Consider the following 15,155-nt stretch of genomic DNA (forward strand, 5'->3'; position numbering starts at 1 on the left):
TCATGGGCTCGATCCCGCAGCCGGCCGGCGGCCCCGCCGTCGCTCCGGCCCCCGCGCGTACGGCGCGGCGGCTCTCGCTGCCGCCGCGCTCGATCCTGACCCTGGCGATCCCGCTGTTGCTGATCGCGCTGCTGGTCGTGGTTGCTCCCTGGCTCGGCCTGCCGGACCCGCAGAAGCAGCACCTCGACACCACGATGCGTCCGCCGGTCTTCCTCTCCGGCGGTGACTGGGCGCATCCGCTGGGCACCGACAAGCTCGGCCGCGACATGCTCTCGCGGCTGCTGCACGGCGGTCGCCTGACGTTGCTGATCGGGATCCTCGGGATGCTCGTGGCGATCATCCCCGGGACGTTGGTCGGGCTGCTCGCGGGCTACCGGCGCGGTGCGACCGACATGGTCATCTCGCGCCTGATCGACGCTCAGCTGGCGCTGCCGTTCGTCCTGATCGCGTTGGCGATCATCGCCAACCGCGGCACCTCGCTCGGCGTCCTGCTGGTGGTGCTGGCGCTGACCGGCTGGGCCCCCTGTGCCCGCGTGGTGCGGGCGGAGACGATGGCGCTGCGCGAGCGGCCCTTCGTGCTCGGGCTGCGAGCGGCCGGCGCCTCCGGACCACGGATCGTCCTGCGACACATCCTTCCGAATCTGACCAGCACGATCCTCGTGCTCGCCACCCTGGAGATCGGCACCGCGATCCTCGTCGAGAGCGGATTGAGCTTCCTCAACCTCGGCATCCAGCCGCCGAGCATCAGCTGGGGCGCGATCCTCGCCTCCGGCAAGGAGGTCCTGACCCAGGCCTGGTGGATCTCGGCCTTTGCGGGCATCGCGATCACCCTCGTCGTGCTGCTGGTCAACCTGCTCGGCGACGCGCTGCTCAGCCACTACGACCCCAAGAAGCGGCGGTACTCATGAGCGACGCGACGGCCCTCAGCATCCGCGACCTGCGGATCGAGGCGCGGCTCTCCGGTGACGACCTGGTGCTCGTCAACGGACTCGACGTCGAGCTCCGCCGGGGCGAGATCCTCGGCGTCGTCGGCGAGTCCGGGAGCGGCAAGACCACGCTCGTGAAGACGCTGATCGGCCTGCTCGATCGCAACGTCGAGATCGTCGGCGGCGAGGTCCGGATCGGCGACGAGCTGGTCGTCGCGCCCGGTCACGACACGACCGCCGCCGCCCGCGGCAGCCGGATCGGGACGGTCTTCCAGGACGCCTCGCGCTCGCTGAACCCGCTCTACCGGGTCCGCACCCAGCTCCGCGAGGTGCTCCGCACCCACCGCCCCGAGCTGTCGAAGGCGGAGGTCGAGGAGCAGATGGCGACCGTCCTCCGGCGGATGCGGATCGAGGATCCCGAGCGGGTCCTCCAGAGCTACCCGCACCAGCTCTCCGGCGGTCTCCGGCAGCGGGTGGCGATCGCGCTGGCGGTGGTCACCGAGCCCCAGATCGTGCTCGCCGACGAGTGCACGACCGCGCTCGACGTGACCACCCAGGCCGAGGTCGTCGCGCTCTTCCGCGAACTGGTCGGCGAGCTCGGCGTGGCCCTGATCTTCGTCACCCACGACCTGCTGCTGGCCGCCGACCTCTGCGACCGGATCGTCGTGATGTACGGCGGCCAGGCGGCCGAGATCGGGCCGACCCGCCGGGTCCTGCTCGAGCCGCGCCACCCCTACACCGCCGGCCTGCTGGCGGCGGTCCCGAGCTGGAGCGCGGACGGACCGATCCAGGGGATCGAGGGCTCGGCACCGCGGGTGACGGTCGACGTCGTCGGCTGCCGCTTCGCCGACCGCTGCGCGCGGGTCACGCCGGAGTGCCGGGAAGGCGACGTCGCCTTCGTCCCGCGCGACGCGGACGGCGGCCACCGCTGCCTGCACCCGCTCGAGACCCCGGCGGCCGCCGCGGCCACCGACCACGCATGACCGACCCGACGACTGGACCGTCCCGCGGGATGGCCGGGGGAGCCCCATCGATGCCCGAACAGCCCGCCACGATCGGCGCCTACGCCGCGTACCTGCCGTCCTACCGGCTCGGGACGACCAGCTTCGGCGCTGACGGTGCCGGAGCCCGTCGGAGCCGGGCGGTCGCCGCCCACGACGAGGACGCGGTCACGCTCGCGGTCGAGGCTGGTCGCCCGCTGCCGGTCGCCGGCGGTCCGCTGCTGCTGGCGACGAGCGAGCCGCCGTACCTCGACAAGGGCTCGGCGGCGACCGTGCACGCCGCGCTCGGGAGGGGCGCGGCGAGCGCGGCGGTCGACCTCGTCGGCCTGCGCTCGGGCGCGACGGGCCTGCTGCTGGCGCTCCGGACCGGCGGCACGATCGTCGCCGCCGACCTGCGGACTCCGGCTCCCGGCTCGGCCGACGAGCTGGCCCACGGCGACGCGGCGGTCGCGTTCTCGACCGGAGCCGGCGATGCGCCGCCCGCGGCGACCCTGCTTGGCGAGGCGTCGGCGACGACCGAGCTGCTCGACCGCTGGCGGGCCCCCGGCGCGCCCCACCCGACGGTCTGGGACGAGCGGTTCACCGCCGGGCCCCTGGCCGAGCTGATGCTGACCGCGGCGGGCGAGGCGCTGGCCGCGGCCGGGGTCGAGCGCCCCGACCACGTGGTCGTCAGCTGCGCCAACCCGCGGGCTGCGGCCCCGGTCCGCAAGCGGCTCGGCAGCAGCGGCGAGGACGCGACGCTGGAGGCGTTCGTCGGCCACACCGGCGCCGCCCACCTCGGCCTGCTGCTGGCCGACGCGCTCGACCGGGCCCAGGCCGGGCAGACGATCCTCGCGGTCTCCGGTGCCGACGGCGCCGACGCGCTGGTGCTGCGGGTCGAGGCCGGGATCGCCGACGCCAACCGCGGACGGCCGATCCGGACGCAGCTCGAACGACAGGCGTTCGTGCCCTACGACCGCTTCCTGCGCTGGCGCGGACTGCTGCGGATCAGCGGGGCCCACCGTCCCGATCCGGCCGCGCCCGCGGCGCCGCCGATGCTCCGGACCGGGGCCTGGAAGTTCGGGTTGGTGGCGGGGCGCTGCGGAGCCTGCGGCCAGGTCACCACACCGCCCGGCCGCGTCTGCGCTGCTTGCGGCGCGACCGACGGCCAGGAGCCGGTCTCGCTGCGCGAGCAGCCGTGCCGGGTCGTCAGCTTCACCGTCGACCACCTGACCCCGACCCCGGCCCCGCCGCTGATCGTGGCGATCGTCGACATCGAGGGCGGCGGGCGCCGGAGCGTCCAGGTCACCGACGCCCCGGCCGAGGGGATCGCCGTCGGCGACGTGCTGCGGCCGACGTTCCGGCGGCTGTCGTCGACCGACGGCATCCACAACTACTTCTGGAAGGTCCGCCCGGAGGCGGCTTGACATGGCGAGCAACGGACTCCGCGACCGCGTCGCGATCATCGGGATCGGCTGCACGCCGTTCCGCGACCACTGGGACAAGTCGGCCGACGACCTGCTCGTCGACGCCGTCGGCGAGTGCCTCGCCGGCGTGCCCGGTGTCGGCCTCGACGACATCGACGCCTACTGGGTCGGGACCCAGGGCTCGGGGATGTCGGGGATGACGCTCTCCAAGCCGCTGCGGCTCGAGGGCAAGCCCGTGACCCGGGTCGAGAACTTCTGCGCGACCGGATCGGAGGCGTTCCGCAACGCTTGCTACGCCGTCGCCTCGGGGGCCTACGACGTGGTGATGGCGACCGGCGTCGAGAAGCTGAAGGACTCGCCGTACTCCGGGTTGACCGCGACCTGGCCGCCGTCCGACGGGACCGACGTCGAGTGGACCGCCCCGGGCGCCTTCTCGCTGCTGGCCCCGGCCTACGCCGCCCGCTACGGCGTCTCCGAGCACGAGCTGCGCGAGACGATGACCCACATCGCCTGGAAGAACCACCGCAACGGGGCGCGCAACGAGCGGGCGCAGTTCCGCAAGGAGATCGCCAAGAAGGCGATCAGCGGCTCGATGCGGGTGGCCGGACCGCTCGGCGTGATGGACTGCTCGGGCGTCGCCGACGGGGCCGCCGCGGTCCTGATCGTGCGCGCCGAGGACGCCCACCGCTACAGTGACCAGCCGATCTTCCTCAAGGGCATGGGGATGGTCTCGGGCTCCGGGTCGGGGATCGCGACCGAGGGCTACGACTTCACCTCGTTCCCGGAGGTCGTCGCGGCCGCCGAGGAGGCCTACCGTCAGGCCGGCGTGACCGACCCGCGGCGGGAGATCGCCCTGGCCGAGGTCCACGACTGCTTCACGCCGACCGAGCTGGTGCTGATGGAGGATCTCGGGTTCTCCCCGCGCGGAGAGGCGTGGCGCGACGTGCTCGCGGGGACCTTCGACCTCGAGGGCGAGGTCGCGATCAACCCCGACGGCGGGCTCAAGTCGTTCGGCCACCCGGTCGGGGCGACCGGCCTGCGGATGCTGTTCGAGTGCGTCCAGCAGCTCCGGGGCGTCGCCGGCGAGCGGCAGGTGGAGGACCCGAAGCTGGCCGTGGCCCAGAACCTCGGCGGTCAGCCGGGCGCGTGCGTCGCGTTCGTCGCGGTGGTCGGCACCGAGTACGACGGACCGCGCCGAGCCGATGCCGGCGAGCCGCAGACGGGGCGGGCGGCATGAGCGGGGCCAAGCAGCCGGTCGACTTCCGCGACCGGGTGGCGCTCGTCACCGGCGCGGGCGGCGGGATCGGTCGCGCGCACGCGCTGCTGCTCGCGGCCCGCGGGGCGGCGGTGGTCGTGAACGACGTCGGTCAGCGGGTCGGCGACGACGGCACGTCCCGGAGCACGGCGGCCGAGGTCGTGTCCGAGATCGAGACGGCCGGGGGCCGGGCGATCGCCTCGACCGACTCGATCGTCACCGCCGCCGGCGGCCAGGCGATCATCGATGCGGCGCTCGCGGCCTACGGCCGGCTCGACGTCGTCGTCCACAACGCGGGGATCCTCCGCGACCGCTCGTTCGCCAGGCTCACGGCCGACGAGGTCGAGGACGTGATGGCGGTCCACCTCGACGGGGCGTTCCACGTCGTCGGCCCCGCGTACCGGGTGATGCAGCAGGCCGGCTACGGGCGGATCGTGTTGACGACCTCGGCCTCGGGGCTGTTCGGGACCTTCGGCCAGGCCAACTACGGTGCGGCGAAGGCCGGTCTCGTCGGCCTGATGAACGTGCTCGCGGTCGAGGGCGCGCGGCACGGGATCCGGGTCAACGCGGTCGCGCCGACCGCGTTGACGCAGATGACCGAGGGCTTGCTCGGCGACCTCGCCGACCACTTCGATCCGGCCCACGTCGCGGCGGTCGTCGCCTACCTGGCCGCCGAACGCTGCGAGTTGACCCACACGATCCTGTCGGCGGGCGGTGGCCGCGTCGCCCGGATCTTCGTCGGCGTGACTCCGGGGTGGTACTCGGGGCCGGCGGTCACGACCCCCGAGGCGATCGGCGAGCACCTCGACGAGATCGTCGATCGCGAGGGCTACGTGGTGCCCGAGGACGGGTTCGGGGAGGTCGCCCTGATCCGGCGCGCGCTCGGCTTCGGCGACGCCTGAGCGGGCGGGCGGCGACGCCGCGAGTCGGACGACCCGCGGGACCGGCCGGGAGCGGCCGCCTTGTGGTCCCCGCCGTCGGTCGGGCGCGCCGGTCGTGGCCGTTTGGTGGGGGTTCGGGGGCCTTGGTGGGGCACGAAAACGACCAATCCGAGCGGTACCGACCAGCCGGTATCTCTATCTCCGGGAGGCGTCGTTTCCAGTCTCCGTGGGGGATTTGGAGCCTTGTTCGGCGTCGATCGAACGTTCGTCTGAATCAGACTGGACGTATGAACATCCAATGCGTACGCCGTCAGTGACAGAATCACGGTATGCGTACCGTCCCGACACGTCGATCAGCCCGCGAGGTTCCCACCCGTGGCACCACCCGGGGGGCCTCAGGAGTCCGCGTGGCCGAGCGGCCAGCGGAGCGCGACGGCGCCCGTCCGCGCCGCCGTGACGCCGAGGTTCTGGCGGCGGCGACAAAGGTGTTTCACGAGCGGAGCTACGCCGACTCGTCGGTCCAGGACGTCGCCGACGAGCTCGGGATCCTGAAGGGCAGCCTCTACCACTACATCAAGACGAAGGAGGACCTCCTCGTCTGGCTGTTGGAGGACGTCCAGGAGGATCTCGACCAGATCCTCGACGACATCTGCGACGAGGGGCAGCTCGATCCGCTGGCCCCGCTCGACCAGCTCGCCCGCTACGTGCGTGAGCAGGCGCTCTACGTCGCGCGCAACGTCGCTCGGGTGACGGTCTACGACCGCGACGCGAACCAGCTGAGCCCGGGGCCGCGCAAGGCGTTGCGTCAGCGGCGGCGGGCACGCGAGCAGCGTGTCGTCGACATGATCGCCGAGGCTCAGCGGCGCGGCGAGGTGCCCGAGCACTTCGAGGCGCAGGTGCTGGCCGACACCGTCTCCGCGGTCCTGACCGGGATCGTCCGTTGGTACCGCCCGAACGGACCGGTCAAGCGCGAGCAGCTGGCCGACCTCTGCGTCGAGTTCGCCCTCTGCGGGACGATCGGCGCGGGAGCGGCGGCCTGAGGGCCGGGCCGAAGACCTCGGGAGTGGCGCGGAACCTGTCTCAGACCCGCACGAGCATCTTGCCCGTGTTCCTGCCGGCCATCAGGTCGAGGAACGCCTGCGGAGCGTTCTCGAGGCCGTCGACGACCGTCTCGCGGTAGCGGAGGCTGCCGTCGGCGATCCAGCCGCCGACGTCGCGGACGAACTGCTCGCGGAGGTCGGCGTGGTCGAGGACCAGCAGGCCGTGGATCGAGCCACGGGTCTGGATCAGCCGCACCAGGTTGCGCGGGCCGGCGGGCGGCTCGGTCGCGTCGTACTGCGAGATCATCCCGCAGATCACGATCCGGCCGTGGTTGCGCAGCGCGCCGATCGCGACCTCGAGGTGCTCGCCGCCGACGTTGTCGAAGTAGACGTCGATCCCGTCCGGCGCCAGCTGCTTGAGCTGCTTGCGGACCCGGCCGTCGCGGTAGTCGATCGCGGCGTCGAAGCCGAGGTCCTCGACGACGTGGCGGACCTTGTCGGGCCCCCCGGCGCTCCCGATCACGCGTGACGCGCCGAGCTGGCGGGCGATCTGGCCGACCGCGCTGCCGACGGCGCCGGCTGCGGCCGAGACGAAGACGACGTCGCCGGGCTTGACCTGCGCGAGCCGGACGAGGCCGGCGTAGGCGGTCAGGCCGGGCATCCCGAGGATCCCGAGGAACGCCTGCTCGGGGGCGATCCGGGGGTCGACGGGCGCGGCGCGCTTGGCCTCGAGCAGGGCCAGGTCGCGCCAGCCGAGACCGTGGAGGACCGTGTCGCCGACGGCGAAGCGGTCGTCGGCCGACGCAAGCACCTCGCCGACGGCGCCGCCGTCGAGCGGGGCACCGACCACGAACGGCGCGATGTAGGACTTGGCGTCGCTCATCCGGCCGCGCATCGCGGGGTCGACGCTCATCCAGTGGTTGCGGACGAGGATCTGCCCCGGCGCGGGGTCGGGCAGATCGGTCTCGATCAGCCGGAAGGTCTCGGTGGTCGCGGAGCCGACCGGGCGGTCGACGAGGTGGATCTCCCGGGCGCTGTGGCTCACGCGTCGTCCTTCTTGGTGGCGGCCCTCCGGACGGCGGGCTTCTTCGCGGCGGGTGCGGCGGCGGCCTTGGCCGTGGTCGACGCGCGCCGGGTCGCCGGCTTCTTGGCCGCGGCCGTCGTGGTCGCCTTCGCCGTCGTCGTGGTCGCCTTCGCCGTCGTGGTGGTCGCCTTGGCGGCGGGCTTGCGGGCGGGGGCCTTCGCCGCGGCGGTCTTGGTCGCGGTCGTCTTCTTGGCGGCGGTGGCCTTGGCGGCGGTGCCGGTCGCGGCGGCCTTCGCGGCGGCGGTCGTCTTGGCCGCCGCGGTCTTGGTCGCGGTCGTCTTCGCGGTCGCGGTCTTGGCCGCTGCGGTCTTCGGGGCGGCCTTGGCAGCGGCCGTCTTCGCGGTCGCGGCCTTGGGGGCTGCGGCCTTCGGGGCCGCCTTCGCCGTGGCGGTCTTGGTCGCGGCCGCTTTCGCCGCCGTGGTCTTCGCCGCCGTGGTCTTCGTCGCCGGGGCCTTGGTCGCGGCAGCGCGCTTCGGTGCGGTCTTGGTGGCCGCGGTCTTCGTCGCCGTCGTCTTGGTCGCCGCGGCGGACGTGCTCGCCGCGGTCTTGGCGGCGGCGGCCTTCTTCGCGGCGGCGGTGGTCGTCGCCTTCGCGGTCGTGGTCTTGGGGGTCGCCGTCTTGGGGACCGCCGTCTTGGGGGCGGCGGCCTTCTTGGCGGCAGGGGCCTTCGGGGCGGCTGTCTTGGTCGCGGCGGCCGCCTTCTTGGCGGCGGCGGTGCCGGTCTCGGTGGTCGCCGCGGTCTTGGTCGCCGCGGTCCGGGTGCGGGTGGGCGTCTTCGGTGCGGCCGTGGTCGCGTCGGCGGTGGCCGCCGCTCGCGCGGGAGCCCGGCGCTTGGCGGGCGCCTTCGCGGGGGCGTCGTCGGTGCCGGCCGGAGCCGCGGCGGCACGGCGGCGGGTCGCGGGGGCCTTGGCGGCGGCGGGCGTCGTCTCGGCGGCGGTCTCGGTGGCCTTGGTGGTGCGGCGTCGCGGAGCGGGCTTCGGCGCGGGCTCGGCCGGGGCGGTGGGCGCGCCGGCGGCGTTCGACAGGGCCGCATCGCCGGCCGTGTCGGCGGCGGCAGGGGTGCGCCGTCGCGGAGCTCGCTTCGGGGCCGCGTCGGCGGCGGGGACCGAGGCGGCCGGACCGGCGTCCGGTGCGGCGCCGGGCTCGGCCGGACGCTCGGCGGCCACGGGCCGGCTGCGGGCCGGACGTTGGGGGGCGACGGTCGGTCGGTCGGTGGGATCGGTGGTCGCGTCGGACGGCGCCGGGCGGGTCTCGCCCGACGAAGCGCCCGCGTCGACGTTCGCCGACGAACGACGACGCGTCCGCCGGCGGGCGGGGGCCGGAGCGTCGTCGCTGCCGGCATCGCCGGAGGGGACGTCGGCAGCCGGGCGCTCGTCGTTGCCGGAGGCGGACGCCTCGGCCGCGGCCTTGCCGCCGCGGATCCGCCGACGGCGGGGCGGGGTGCCGTCCTCGCTGCCGGTCCCGTCGGGGGAGGGCGTGACGGCAGCGCTGCCCGTCTCGGACTGCTCGGCGGTGGCCTGCGGGGCGTTGGGATCGGCCTGCTGGCCGCCGTTGCCCGAGCCGCGGCGACGGCCGCCACGCGAACGGCTGCGCCGGGACCGGCTCCGGCCGCCGTTGCCACCCTGGCCGTTGCCGTTCTGGCCGCTCTGGCCGTTGCCCTGGCCGTTGCCGCCCTCGTTCGGCTCGACGCCCTCGCCGCTGCCGCCGGTCGTCTCGGCGTTCTCGGGGCGGGCGTTGGCGTCGCCGCCGGCCTTCTTCTTGTTGCGCGTGCGCTTCTTGCGGCGCTTGCCGTTGGGGAAGTCCTTCAGCAGGTCGCGGCTGAGCGCCCCGGGCTTGCGGGCCAGGCGGGTGCGCGCCTCGCGCAGGACCTCCTCGGCCTCCGGCGAGTGGGCGACGGCGGCGGCCAGCAGCGCAGCCTGGAGCCGGCGGTCGTGCTGACGGGCGGCGTGGACGAGCCGCCGGGCGTTGCGGGCGTGGGCCGCGCCCGACGAGTTGACGAGCAGGCCGAGCAGGTGCTTCGTGGCCGGCCAGCGCTGGGCCGCGTACTCCTCGTGGACGTCGCGGGTGTAGCCGGCCAGGCGCCAGATCCAGGCGGTCGCCTGGTCGCGCCGACCCATCCGGCGGTCGGCCATCGCCTGCAGCATCACGCGCGAGGCCTCGCGGCGCTCGTCGCGCGGCCACTGGCCGATGAAGTCGATCGCGGTGTCGAACGGCTCGGCCTCGCGCAGCAGCGAGATCTCCTGGATCGCCCGCATCCGCAGCTGCGGGTTGCGGTTGCGCTCCAGGGCGGTGACCAGGAACTGCCGCCGGAGCTCGCCCGAACGGTCGAAGTTGAGCATCGCGCGACCGCGACGCCAGTTGGTGGGGGACGCCTTCGCGCCGGCCAGAGCGGCCCAGACGCGCTGCTCGCCCCAGTCCAGCTGCTCGACGGCGATCCGCCACAGCTCGCGCTCGAAGACCAGCCGGCGGCGCTCGATGTCCGGGGTGACCGGGAGCACCCGGCGCTCGACCTTGACCCGGCGACCGCGACCCCGGCGGACGGGGCCGACGACGATCGCGCCGCCGCGGTAGACGTCGCGATCGAGCAGCGAGTGGAGGGTGACGACCGGGTCGTCGTTGGTCGTCGCCGGGTGGACGAAGTCGATGACGACGCCCGCCTCCTTGCCCGGGTGGCGGCGCGTCACCCGCCCGACGCGCTGCTGGTAGATCCGCTTCGACGCCGTCGGCGCCAGGTGCATGCAGATCGTCGCGCGCGGGGAGTTCCAGCCCTCGGCCAGCAGCTGGGCGTTGACGAGCACGTCGATCTCGCCCGCCTCGTAGTCGGCGAGGATCTTCGCCAGCTCGCGCTTGGGCGTCTCGCCGCTGACGGCCTCGGCCTTCATGTCGAGCGCGCGGAAGCTCTCGGCGACGTTGTAGGCGTGCTTGACGCCGGCCGTGTAGACGACGCCCGGGGTGTTGCGGAAGCGGGTCTTGTAGAGGTCGGCGATCGCCAGGTTGAAGGGCGCCTGGTCGAGCAGCTTGGCCAGCTCGTCCTGGTCGAACTCCATGTCGACCTCGCCCTTGCGCAGCGGCACCTTGGCGATCGTGCGCACGCCCGGTCCCGGCGGGATCCGCAGCGAGCGGAGCGGAGCGATCACGCCACGGCGGGCGGCCTGCGCGAGGTCGAAGCGCGAGGTCTGGGTCGGGAAGAGGTCGGTGACGTGGCGGGCGATCAGCGCGCCGGTCGCCGTCATGCCGATGAAGATCGGGCCGGTCCAGGCGCGGATCGTCGCCGAGGTCTTCTCGCCGAGCGCGGTGTGGGCCTCGTCGCAGATGACGACGGTGTAGGCGCCCGAGATCTGGCCGGCGTTGCGGACGAACCACTGGTACGTCTCGATCGTGACCGGGCCGTTGGGGTCGTCGGCGTCCCCGAGCAGCGGCTTCGAGAGCCGCTCGCCGTAGCCGCGCGTCTCCAGCTCGGCGATGAACTGGTCGACGAGGTTGCGGCGGTGGGTGAGGATCAGGACGCCGCCGGTCCGGCAGGCCTCCACGAAGCCCATCGCGGCGACGGTCTTGCCCGCGCCGGTCGCGTGCTCGAACCAGAACCGCTTGTGGGCGTTCGGATCGTCGAGCGCGGCGACGTCGACGTCCTCGTCGACGTCCTCCTCGGCCTCGTCGTCGTAGAGCGATCCGAAGTCGACTCCGTCCGAATCGCTCCCGCCCGCCCCGGGCTCGGGCAGCTCCTCCAGCTCGACGGTGGTGTCGACCTGGTCGTCGTCGTCCTCGTCCTCCTCGGGCGAGGGCGGGGTGACGCCCTCGAGCTCGGGGTCGGCGTCGAACGACTCGGCCTCGGCCGGATCCTCCTCGTCGTCGAGCGGCTCCGGCTCGTCGTCGACGGGGTCGGGCGTGCTCGGGGCCGGCGGCGGCTCCTCGACCTCGGTCGGCTCGTCGTCCTCGAACGAGAGCAGCAGCGCGTCGCCGTCGCTCCCGCTGCCGCCGCGGGCGCGTCGCTGGGCGTCGGCCAACAGCGCGGCGTAGGTCCCGGAGAGCGCGTCGACCTGGTGCGGGTTGAGCGTCGTGCCGTCGGCGAGGACCGGGGTCTCGGCGTGGAGCGCGCGGTCGAGCCCGAGCAGCAGCGACCAGCGGCGACGCCACTTCTGGGACGGCGCGGTGGCTCCGGCGTCGAGCTCGGCGCAGGCGGCCTCGAAGGCGTGGCGCCGGACCGAGCCTGGGGCGAGGACCTCGGCGGCGTCCTCGTCCGCCCCGACGAACGGTTCGCGGGCAAAGGTCGCGACCCGAGCGATCGCGGAGGGCTCGGGGACAGAGGTGGCCTCTGCGGCCACGACAGACGGTCGTTGCGCCATACCAGGCAGGATGGTGGGAACGGCAGGGTCTCGTGTCGAGCCGGTCGCGTTGGGCGACCGTTCCACAGCGAGGAGAACCTGGGGACAAAGAAGGAGGAGACGACTGGTCTCGTCCGTGCAGGCTGGGCCTAGGTTACCGGACGTGTCGGCGATCCGATCGCCGCCCCTCGCGGCAGCTGTGCGACCCTAGTCCAGATGTCCATGCTCTGGCTCCACCGACGCCGCGTGGCGGCGATCGTCGTCGGCCTGGCGATCGTGGCCGCGCTGGCCATCGGGCTGCTCCAGAGCGGGAGCGGCGCGGAGGTGGAGCGGGCGAAGGTCCCGTCCGCCGAGCAGGCCCGTCGCGACGTGGCGGCCGCGCCGCCCGCCCTGCGGCGGCTCTACGCGATGGACAACCAGTTGCTGCAGCAGAGCGGCGACGAGTTCGTGGCCTCCGTCGAGCGCCTGCGTGGCTACCCGGTCGTGATCAACAAGTGGGCCTCGTGGTGCGGCCCCTGCCGGGCCGAGTTCCCGATCCTGCGCCAGGCCGCCGCCAAGTACGGCACGCGGGTGGCGTTCCTCGGCCTCAACGCGGGCGACAAGCAGGCCCCGGCGACCGCCTTCCTGCGGAAGCAGCCGACCGTCTATCCCCACGTGCGCGACCCGAACGAGCAGATCGCCCGCGCGATGCAGGCCGGCGTCTCGTTCCCGTCGACGATCTTCCTCGACCGCAAGGGCGACATCGTGAACGTGTTCGTCGGTGCCTATCCGAGTCGCGCCCGGCTCGAGCAGGACCTGCGCCGCTACGCCGGGGTCGCCGCCCGGCCGGTGCCCTCCGAGGGCACGAGACCCGACGTCGACCCGACCACCGAGCCCAGGTCCGCACGATGAGCACGCCAGCCGATCCCGACGTCCCCGCCGATCCCGAGGCGGTCAGCCTGCAGTGGGTCCGCGACGCCGCCGCCCTGCGCGCCGCGATCGCGCTCCGGATCCGCGTCTTCTGCGACGAGCAGGGCGTCCCCCGTGAGCTCGAGGTCGACGATCTCGACGACATCGCTCGCCACGCGGTCGCCGTGACCGCCGACGGGACCGTGATCGGGACGATGCGCTTGGTCACCCGGGACGACGTCGTCCGGGTCGGCCGGGTCGCGATCGACGCCGAGTGGCGCGGCCGCGGGATCGCCTCGCGGCTGCTCGAGCGCGCCCACGAGTACGCCCAGGACCAGCGCGCCGGCGAGCTGCGGCTCGCCGCCCAGCAGGCCGCCGTCGCGCTGTACGAGAAGGCCGGCTACCGCCAGGTCGGCGAGCCGTTCGAAGAGGCCGGGATCCCGCACGTGTGGATGGTCCGGGAGGTCGTGCCGCCGCTGCCTCCGCGCCGCCGGCGTCCGACCGCGTGAGCCTGCCGCTGCTCGTCGCCGTGATGGTCGCGGCGGCGGCCGCCGGGATCGCCGCCGAACGCCGCTGGCACGAGCGGGCCGAGCGGGCCTCGCGCTCGGCGATGCAGGCGATGTTGCTGTGGGTCCTGCCGCCGGTCTACCTGGTCCTCGTCTCGCGGCTGCACGTCGACGCGACGCTGCTCGGCGGGCTGCTCACCGGCTATCTCGCGCTGGCGATCGTCGGCACCCTCGCCTGGCTGGTCGCGACCCGCGTCCTGCGGCTGCCGCGGGCGACGGTCGGGGCGCTGATCCTCGCCGTGGTCCTGGCCAACACCGGCTACTTCGGGCTGCCCCTGACCCGCACGGTGCTCGGGCCGGAGGAGCTCGGTGGAGCGGTCGCCTGGGACAGCCTGATCTCCGGGCCGATGTTCTTCGTGGTCGCGTTCGCGATCGGGGCGGCGTTCGGCCCGGGAGGCGGTCCCGGCGCGGGCGAGCACGAGGGCGAGAGTCGGCTGATCGCGTTCCTGCGCAACCCGCTGCTGTGGGCGGCGGTGCTGGGGCTGGCGGTTCCGTGGGACGCCCCGGACTGGGCGGCGGCGATCGCGCAGGACGTGGTCGTCGCGCTGCTGCCGCTCGGGTTCCTGGTGGTCGGGGTCCAGCTCGCGGCGGAGAGCGAGCACGGGGAATCGGTCCTGCGCGGGCCCGACGGGCGGATCTTCGGCCCCGAGCTGCTGCTCGTGCTCGGGCTGCGGCTGATCGTCGCGCCGCTGATCGTGGTCGGCGTCTCGCTGGCCTTCCTCGGCCTGCCGTCGGGGATGCTGCTCCAGGCCGCCGCGCCGACGGGTCTCAACGGGATGCTGGTCGCGCATCGGTTCGGCCTCGACCTGCGCCCGATCGCCGCGTCGATCGTCTGGACGACGGGGCTGATGACGCTCGGGGTCGTGATCGTGACGGCGGTCGGCTGAGCGTGCGCGCGCTGGTGCAGCGGGTCACGCGGGCGGCGGTCGAGGTCGACGGCCAGGAGGTCGCGGCGATCGGCCCCGGACTGCTGATCCTGCTCGGGGTCGCCCGTGGCGACGACGAGGCGACCTGCGACTGGGTCGCCGACAAGGTCGCCGCGCTGCGGCTGTTCGCCGGCCCGGACGGGCGGATCGACGAGCCGGTCGGCGAGCGGGGGATCCTCTGCATCAGCCAGTTCACGCTCTACGGGGACACCCGCAAGGGCACGCGGCCGTCGTGGTCACGGGCGGCCCCGGGCGACCAGGCGGAGCCGCTCTACGACCGCTTCTGCGCCCGGCTCGGCGCGGCCAAGGGCGTCTTCGGCGCCGACATGGCCGTCGCCTCGGTCAACGACGGGCCGATCACGCTGCTCGTCGAGCGCGATCCGCGCTGAGCGGCAACACGCCAGCTTGATGGGCGGTCGGTGGGCGCGGATCGCGTCCCCCGGCGCCCTGTGGGCGGGGTCGATGCTCCCGTACGCAGCCGCTTGACGCCGTAGGCATCGCGGGGCGCCACCGCCAGAACGCTGGTGCGTCTGGTATCGGCGCGTACGTGTATCGCTCCCGACGAGCGGCAAGGCGCCCGTTTGGGAACGCCTGACCGGGTGTCAGGCGGACGATCGGTGTAAACCCGGGTTGGATACGGGGGTTTTACGCCGTCCTCGATGCTTCGGTGTCAAAGGACCAAAACGAATTGGGCCGCGCGATCCGCAGGCGCCTAAGGGATGTGTAAGGTCGGGGAACAGTCGCTTGCTGCACCTCCGACCCCATGGTAGTGTCCCCCCGCATGTCCCTGTTTATCTTCCACCGAGCGGTAACCGCTGCCATGACCCACGGCCGAGTTCGATGAGTACGTCGGTCACCGC

At 73.8% G+C, this 15,155-nt stretch carries 12 protein-coding genes; 10 read left to right on the top strand and 2 right to left on the bottom strand.

Annotated elements, in window-relative coordinates; translation table 11 throughout:
• Nucleotides 1-2 precede the first annotated feature (2 nt).
• The 6 genes from ACVUH9_RS18965 (at nt 3) to ACVUH9_RS18990 (ending at nt 6,509) form a co-directional block, all read left to right on the top strand.
• Entirely contained in the window at nt 3-908 is a 906-nt protein-coding gene (locus tag ACVUH9_RS18965; protein WP_475759764.1) for an ABC transporter permease, read from the top strand.
• Nucleotides 905-1,909: an ABC transporter ATP-binding protein gene (locus ACVUH9_RS18970; protein ID WP_475759766.1), complete on the top strand. Its 1,005-nt coding sequence runs from the start codon at nt 905-907 to the stop codon at nt 1,907-1,909. Before ACVUH9_RS18965 ends, ACVUH9_RS18970 begins: the two co-directional genes overlap by 4 nt.
• Before the next feature lie 50 nt (nt 1,910-1,959).
• A complete protein-coding gene (locus ACVUH9_RS18975; protein WP_475759768.1) occupies nt 1,960-3,333 on the top strand; it encodes a hydroxymethylglutaryl-CoA synthase in 1,374 nt (457 codons plus the stop codon).
• Between the two features lies 1 nt (nt 3,334).
• On the top strand, nt 3,335-4,570 hold the full coding sequence (locus ACVUH9_RS18980) for an acetyl-CoA acetyltransferase (protein WP_475759770.1): 1,236 nt from the start codon (nt 3,335-3,337) through the stop codon (nt 4,568-4,570).
• Nucleotides 4,567-5,490, top strand: coding sequence for an SDR family NAD(P)-dependent oxidoreductase (locus ACVUH9_RS18985; protein WP_475759772.1), 924 nt, complete (start codon nt 4,567-4,569; stop codon nt 5,488-5,490). The genes ACVUH9_RS18980 and ACVUH9_RS18985 overlap by 4 nt, the downstream gene beginning before the upstream one ends.
• 308 nt (nt 5,491-5,798) lie before the next feature.
• Nucleotides 5,799-6,509, top strand: coding sequence for a TetR/AcrR family transcriptional regulator (locus ACVUH9_RS18990; protein ID WP_475759775.1), 711 nt, complete (start codon nt 5,799-5,801; stop codon nt 6,507-6,509).
• A gap of 40 nt (nt 6,510-6,549) precedes the next feature.
• Here the strand turns inward: ACVUH9_RS18990 and ACVUH9_RS18995 are convergent, their stop codons facing one another.
• Together ACVUH9_RS18995 and ACVUH9_RS19000 are read right to left on the bottom strand one after the other, a co-directional pair.
• Nucleotides 6,550-7,554: an NADP-dependent oxidoreductase gene (locus ACVUH9_RS18995; protein ID WP_475759777.1), complete on the bottom strand. Its 1,005-nt coding sequence runs from the start codon at nt 7,552-7,554 to the stop codon at nt 6,550-6,552.
• On the bottom strand, nt 7,551-11,915 hold the full coding sequence (locus ACVUH9_RS19000) for a DEAD/DEAH box helicase (RefSeq protein ID WP_475759779.1): 4,365 nt from the start codon (nt 11,913-11,915) through the stop codon (nt 7,551-7,553). Before ACVUH9_RS19000 ends, ACVUH9_RS18995 begins: the two co-directional genes overlap by 4 nt.
• Before the next feature lie 216 nt (nt 11,916-12,131).
• Between ACVUH9_RS19000 and ACVUH9_RS19005 the strand changes: the two genes are divergently transcribed.
• Genes ACVUH9_RS19005 through dtd form a run of 4 tightly spaced genes read left to right on the top strand, consistent with a single transcriptional unit; the run spans nt 12,132 to nt 14,684 of the window.
• Nucleotides 12,132-12,806, top strand: a complete 675-nt coding sequence (locus ACVUH9_RS19005) for a TlpA family protein disulfide reductase (protein WP_475759781.1) — start codon at nt 12,132-12,134, stop codon at nt 12,804-12,806.
• Nucleotides 12,803-13,312, top strand: a complete 510-nt coding sequence (locus ACVUH9_RS19010; protein ID WP_475759783.1) for a GNAT family N-acetyltransferase — start codon at nt 12,803-12,805, stop codon at nt 13,310-13,312. Before ACVUH9_RS19005 ends, ACVUH9_RS19010 begins: the two co-directional genes overlap by 4 nt.
• A complete protein-coding gene (locus ACVUH9_RS19015) occupies nt 13,309-14,256 on the top strand; it encodes an AEC family transporter (RefSeq protein WP_475759785.1) in 948 nt (315 codons plus the stop codon). Before ACVUH9_RS19010 ends, ACVUH9_RS19015 begins: the two co-directional genes overlap by 4 nt.
• 2 nt (nt 14,257-14,258) lie before the next feature.
• The gene (gene dtd / locus ACVUH9_RS19020; RefSeq protein WP_475759787.1) at nt 14,259-14,684 is read left to right on the top strand and encodes a D-aminoacyl-tRNA deacylase; all 426 of its coding nucleotides are present in this window, start codon (nt 14,259-14,261) and stop codon (nt 14,682-14,684) included.
• Nucleotides 14,685-15,155: the final 471 nt, after the last annotated feature.

The organism is Patulibacter ginsengiterrae (genome assembly GCF_056269115.1).

Coding starts and splice junctions, on each gene's coding strand:
- ACVUH9_RS18975 (WP_475759768.1), top strand. CDS start 1,960: ATGCCCGAACAGCCCGCCACGATCGGCGCCTACGCCGCGTACCTGCCG.
- ACVUH9_RS18970 (WP_475759766.1), top strand. CDS start 905: ATGAGCGACGCGACGGCCCTCAGCATCCGCGACCTGCGGATCGAGGCG.
- ACVUH9_RS18990 (WP_475759775.1), top strand. CDS start 5,799: ATGCGTACCGTCCCGACACGTCGATCAGCCCGCGAGGTTCCCACCCGT.
- ACVUH9_RS18985 (WP_475759772.1), top strand. CDS start 4,567: ATGAGCGGGGCCAAGCAGCCGGTCGACTTCCGCGACCGGGTGGCGCTC.
- ACVUH9_RS18965 (WP_475759764.1), top strand. CDS start 3: ATGGGCTCGATCCCGCAGCCGGCCGGCGGCCCCGCCGTCGCTCCGGCC.
- ACVUH9_RS18980 (WP_475759770.1), top strand. CDS start 3,335: ATGGCGAGCAACGGACTCCGCGACCGCGTCGCGATCATCGGGATCGGC.
- ACVUH9_RS19005 (WP_475759781.1), top strand. CDS start 12,132: ATGTCCATGCTCTGGCTCCACCGACGCCGCGTGGCGGCGATCGTCGTC.
- ACVUH9_RS19010 (WP_475759783.1), top strand. CDS start 12,803: ATGAGCACGCCAGCCGATCCCGACGTCCCCGCCGATCCCGAGGCGGTC.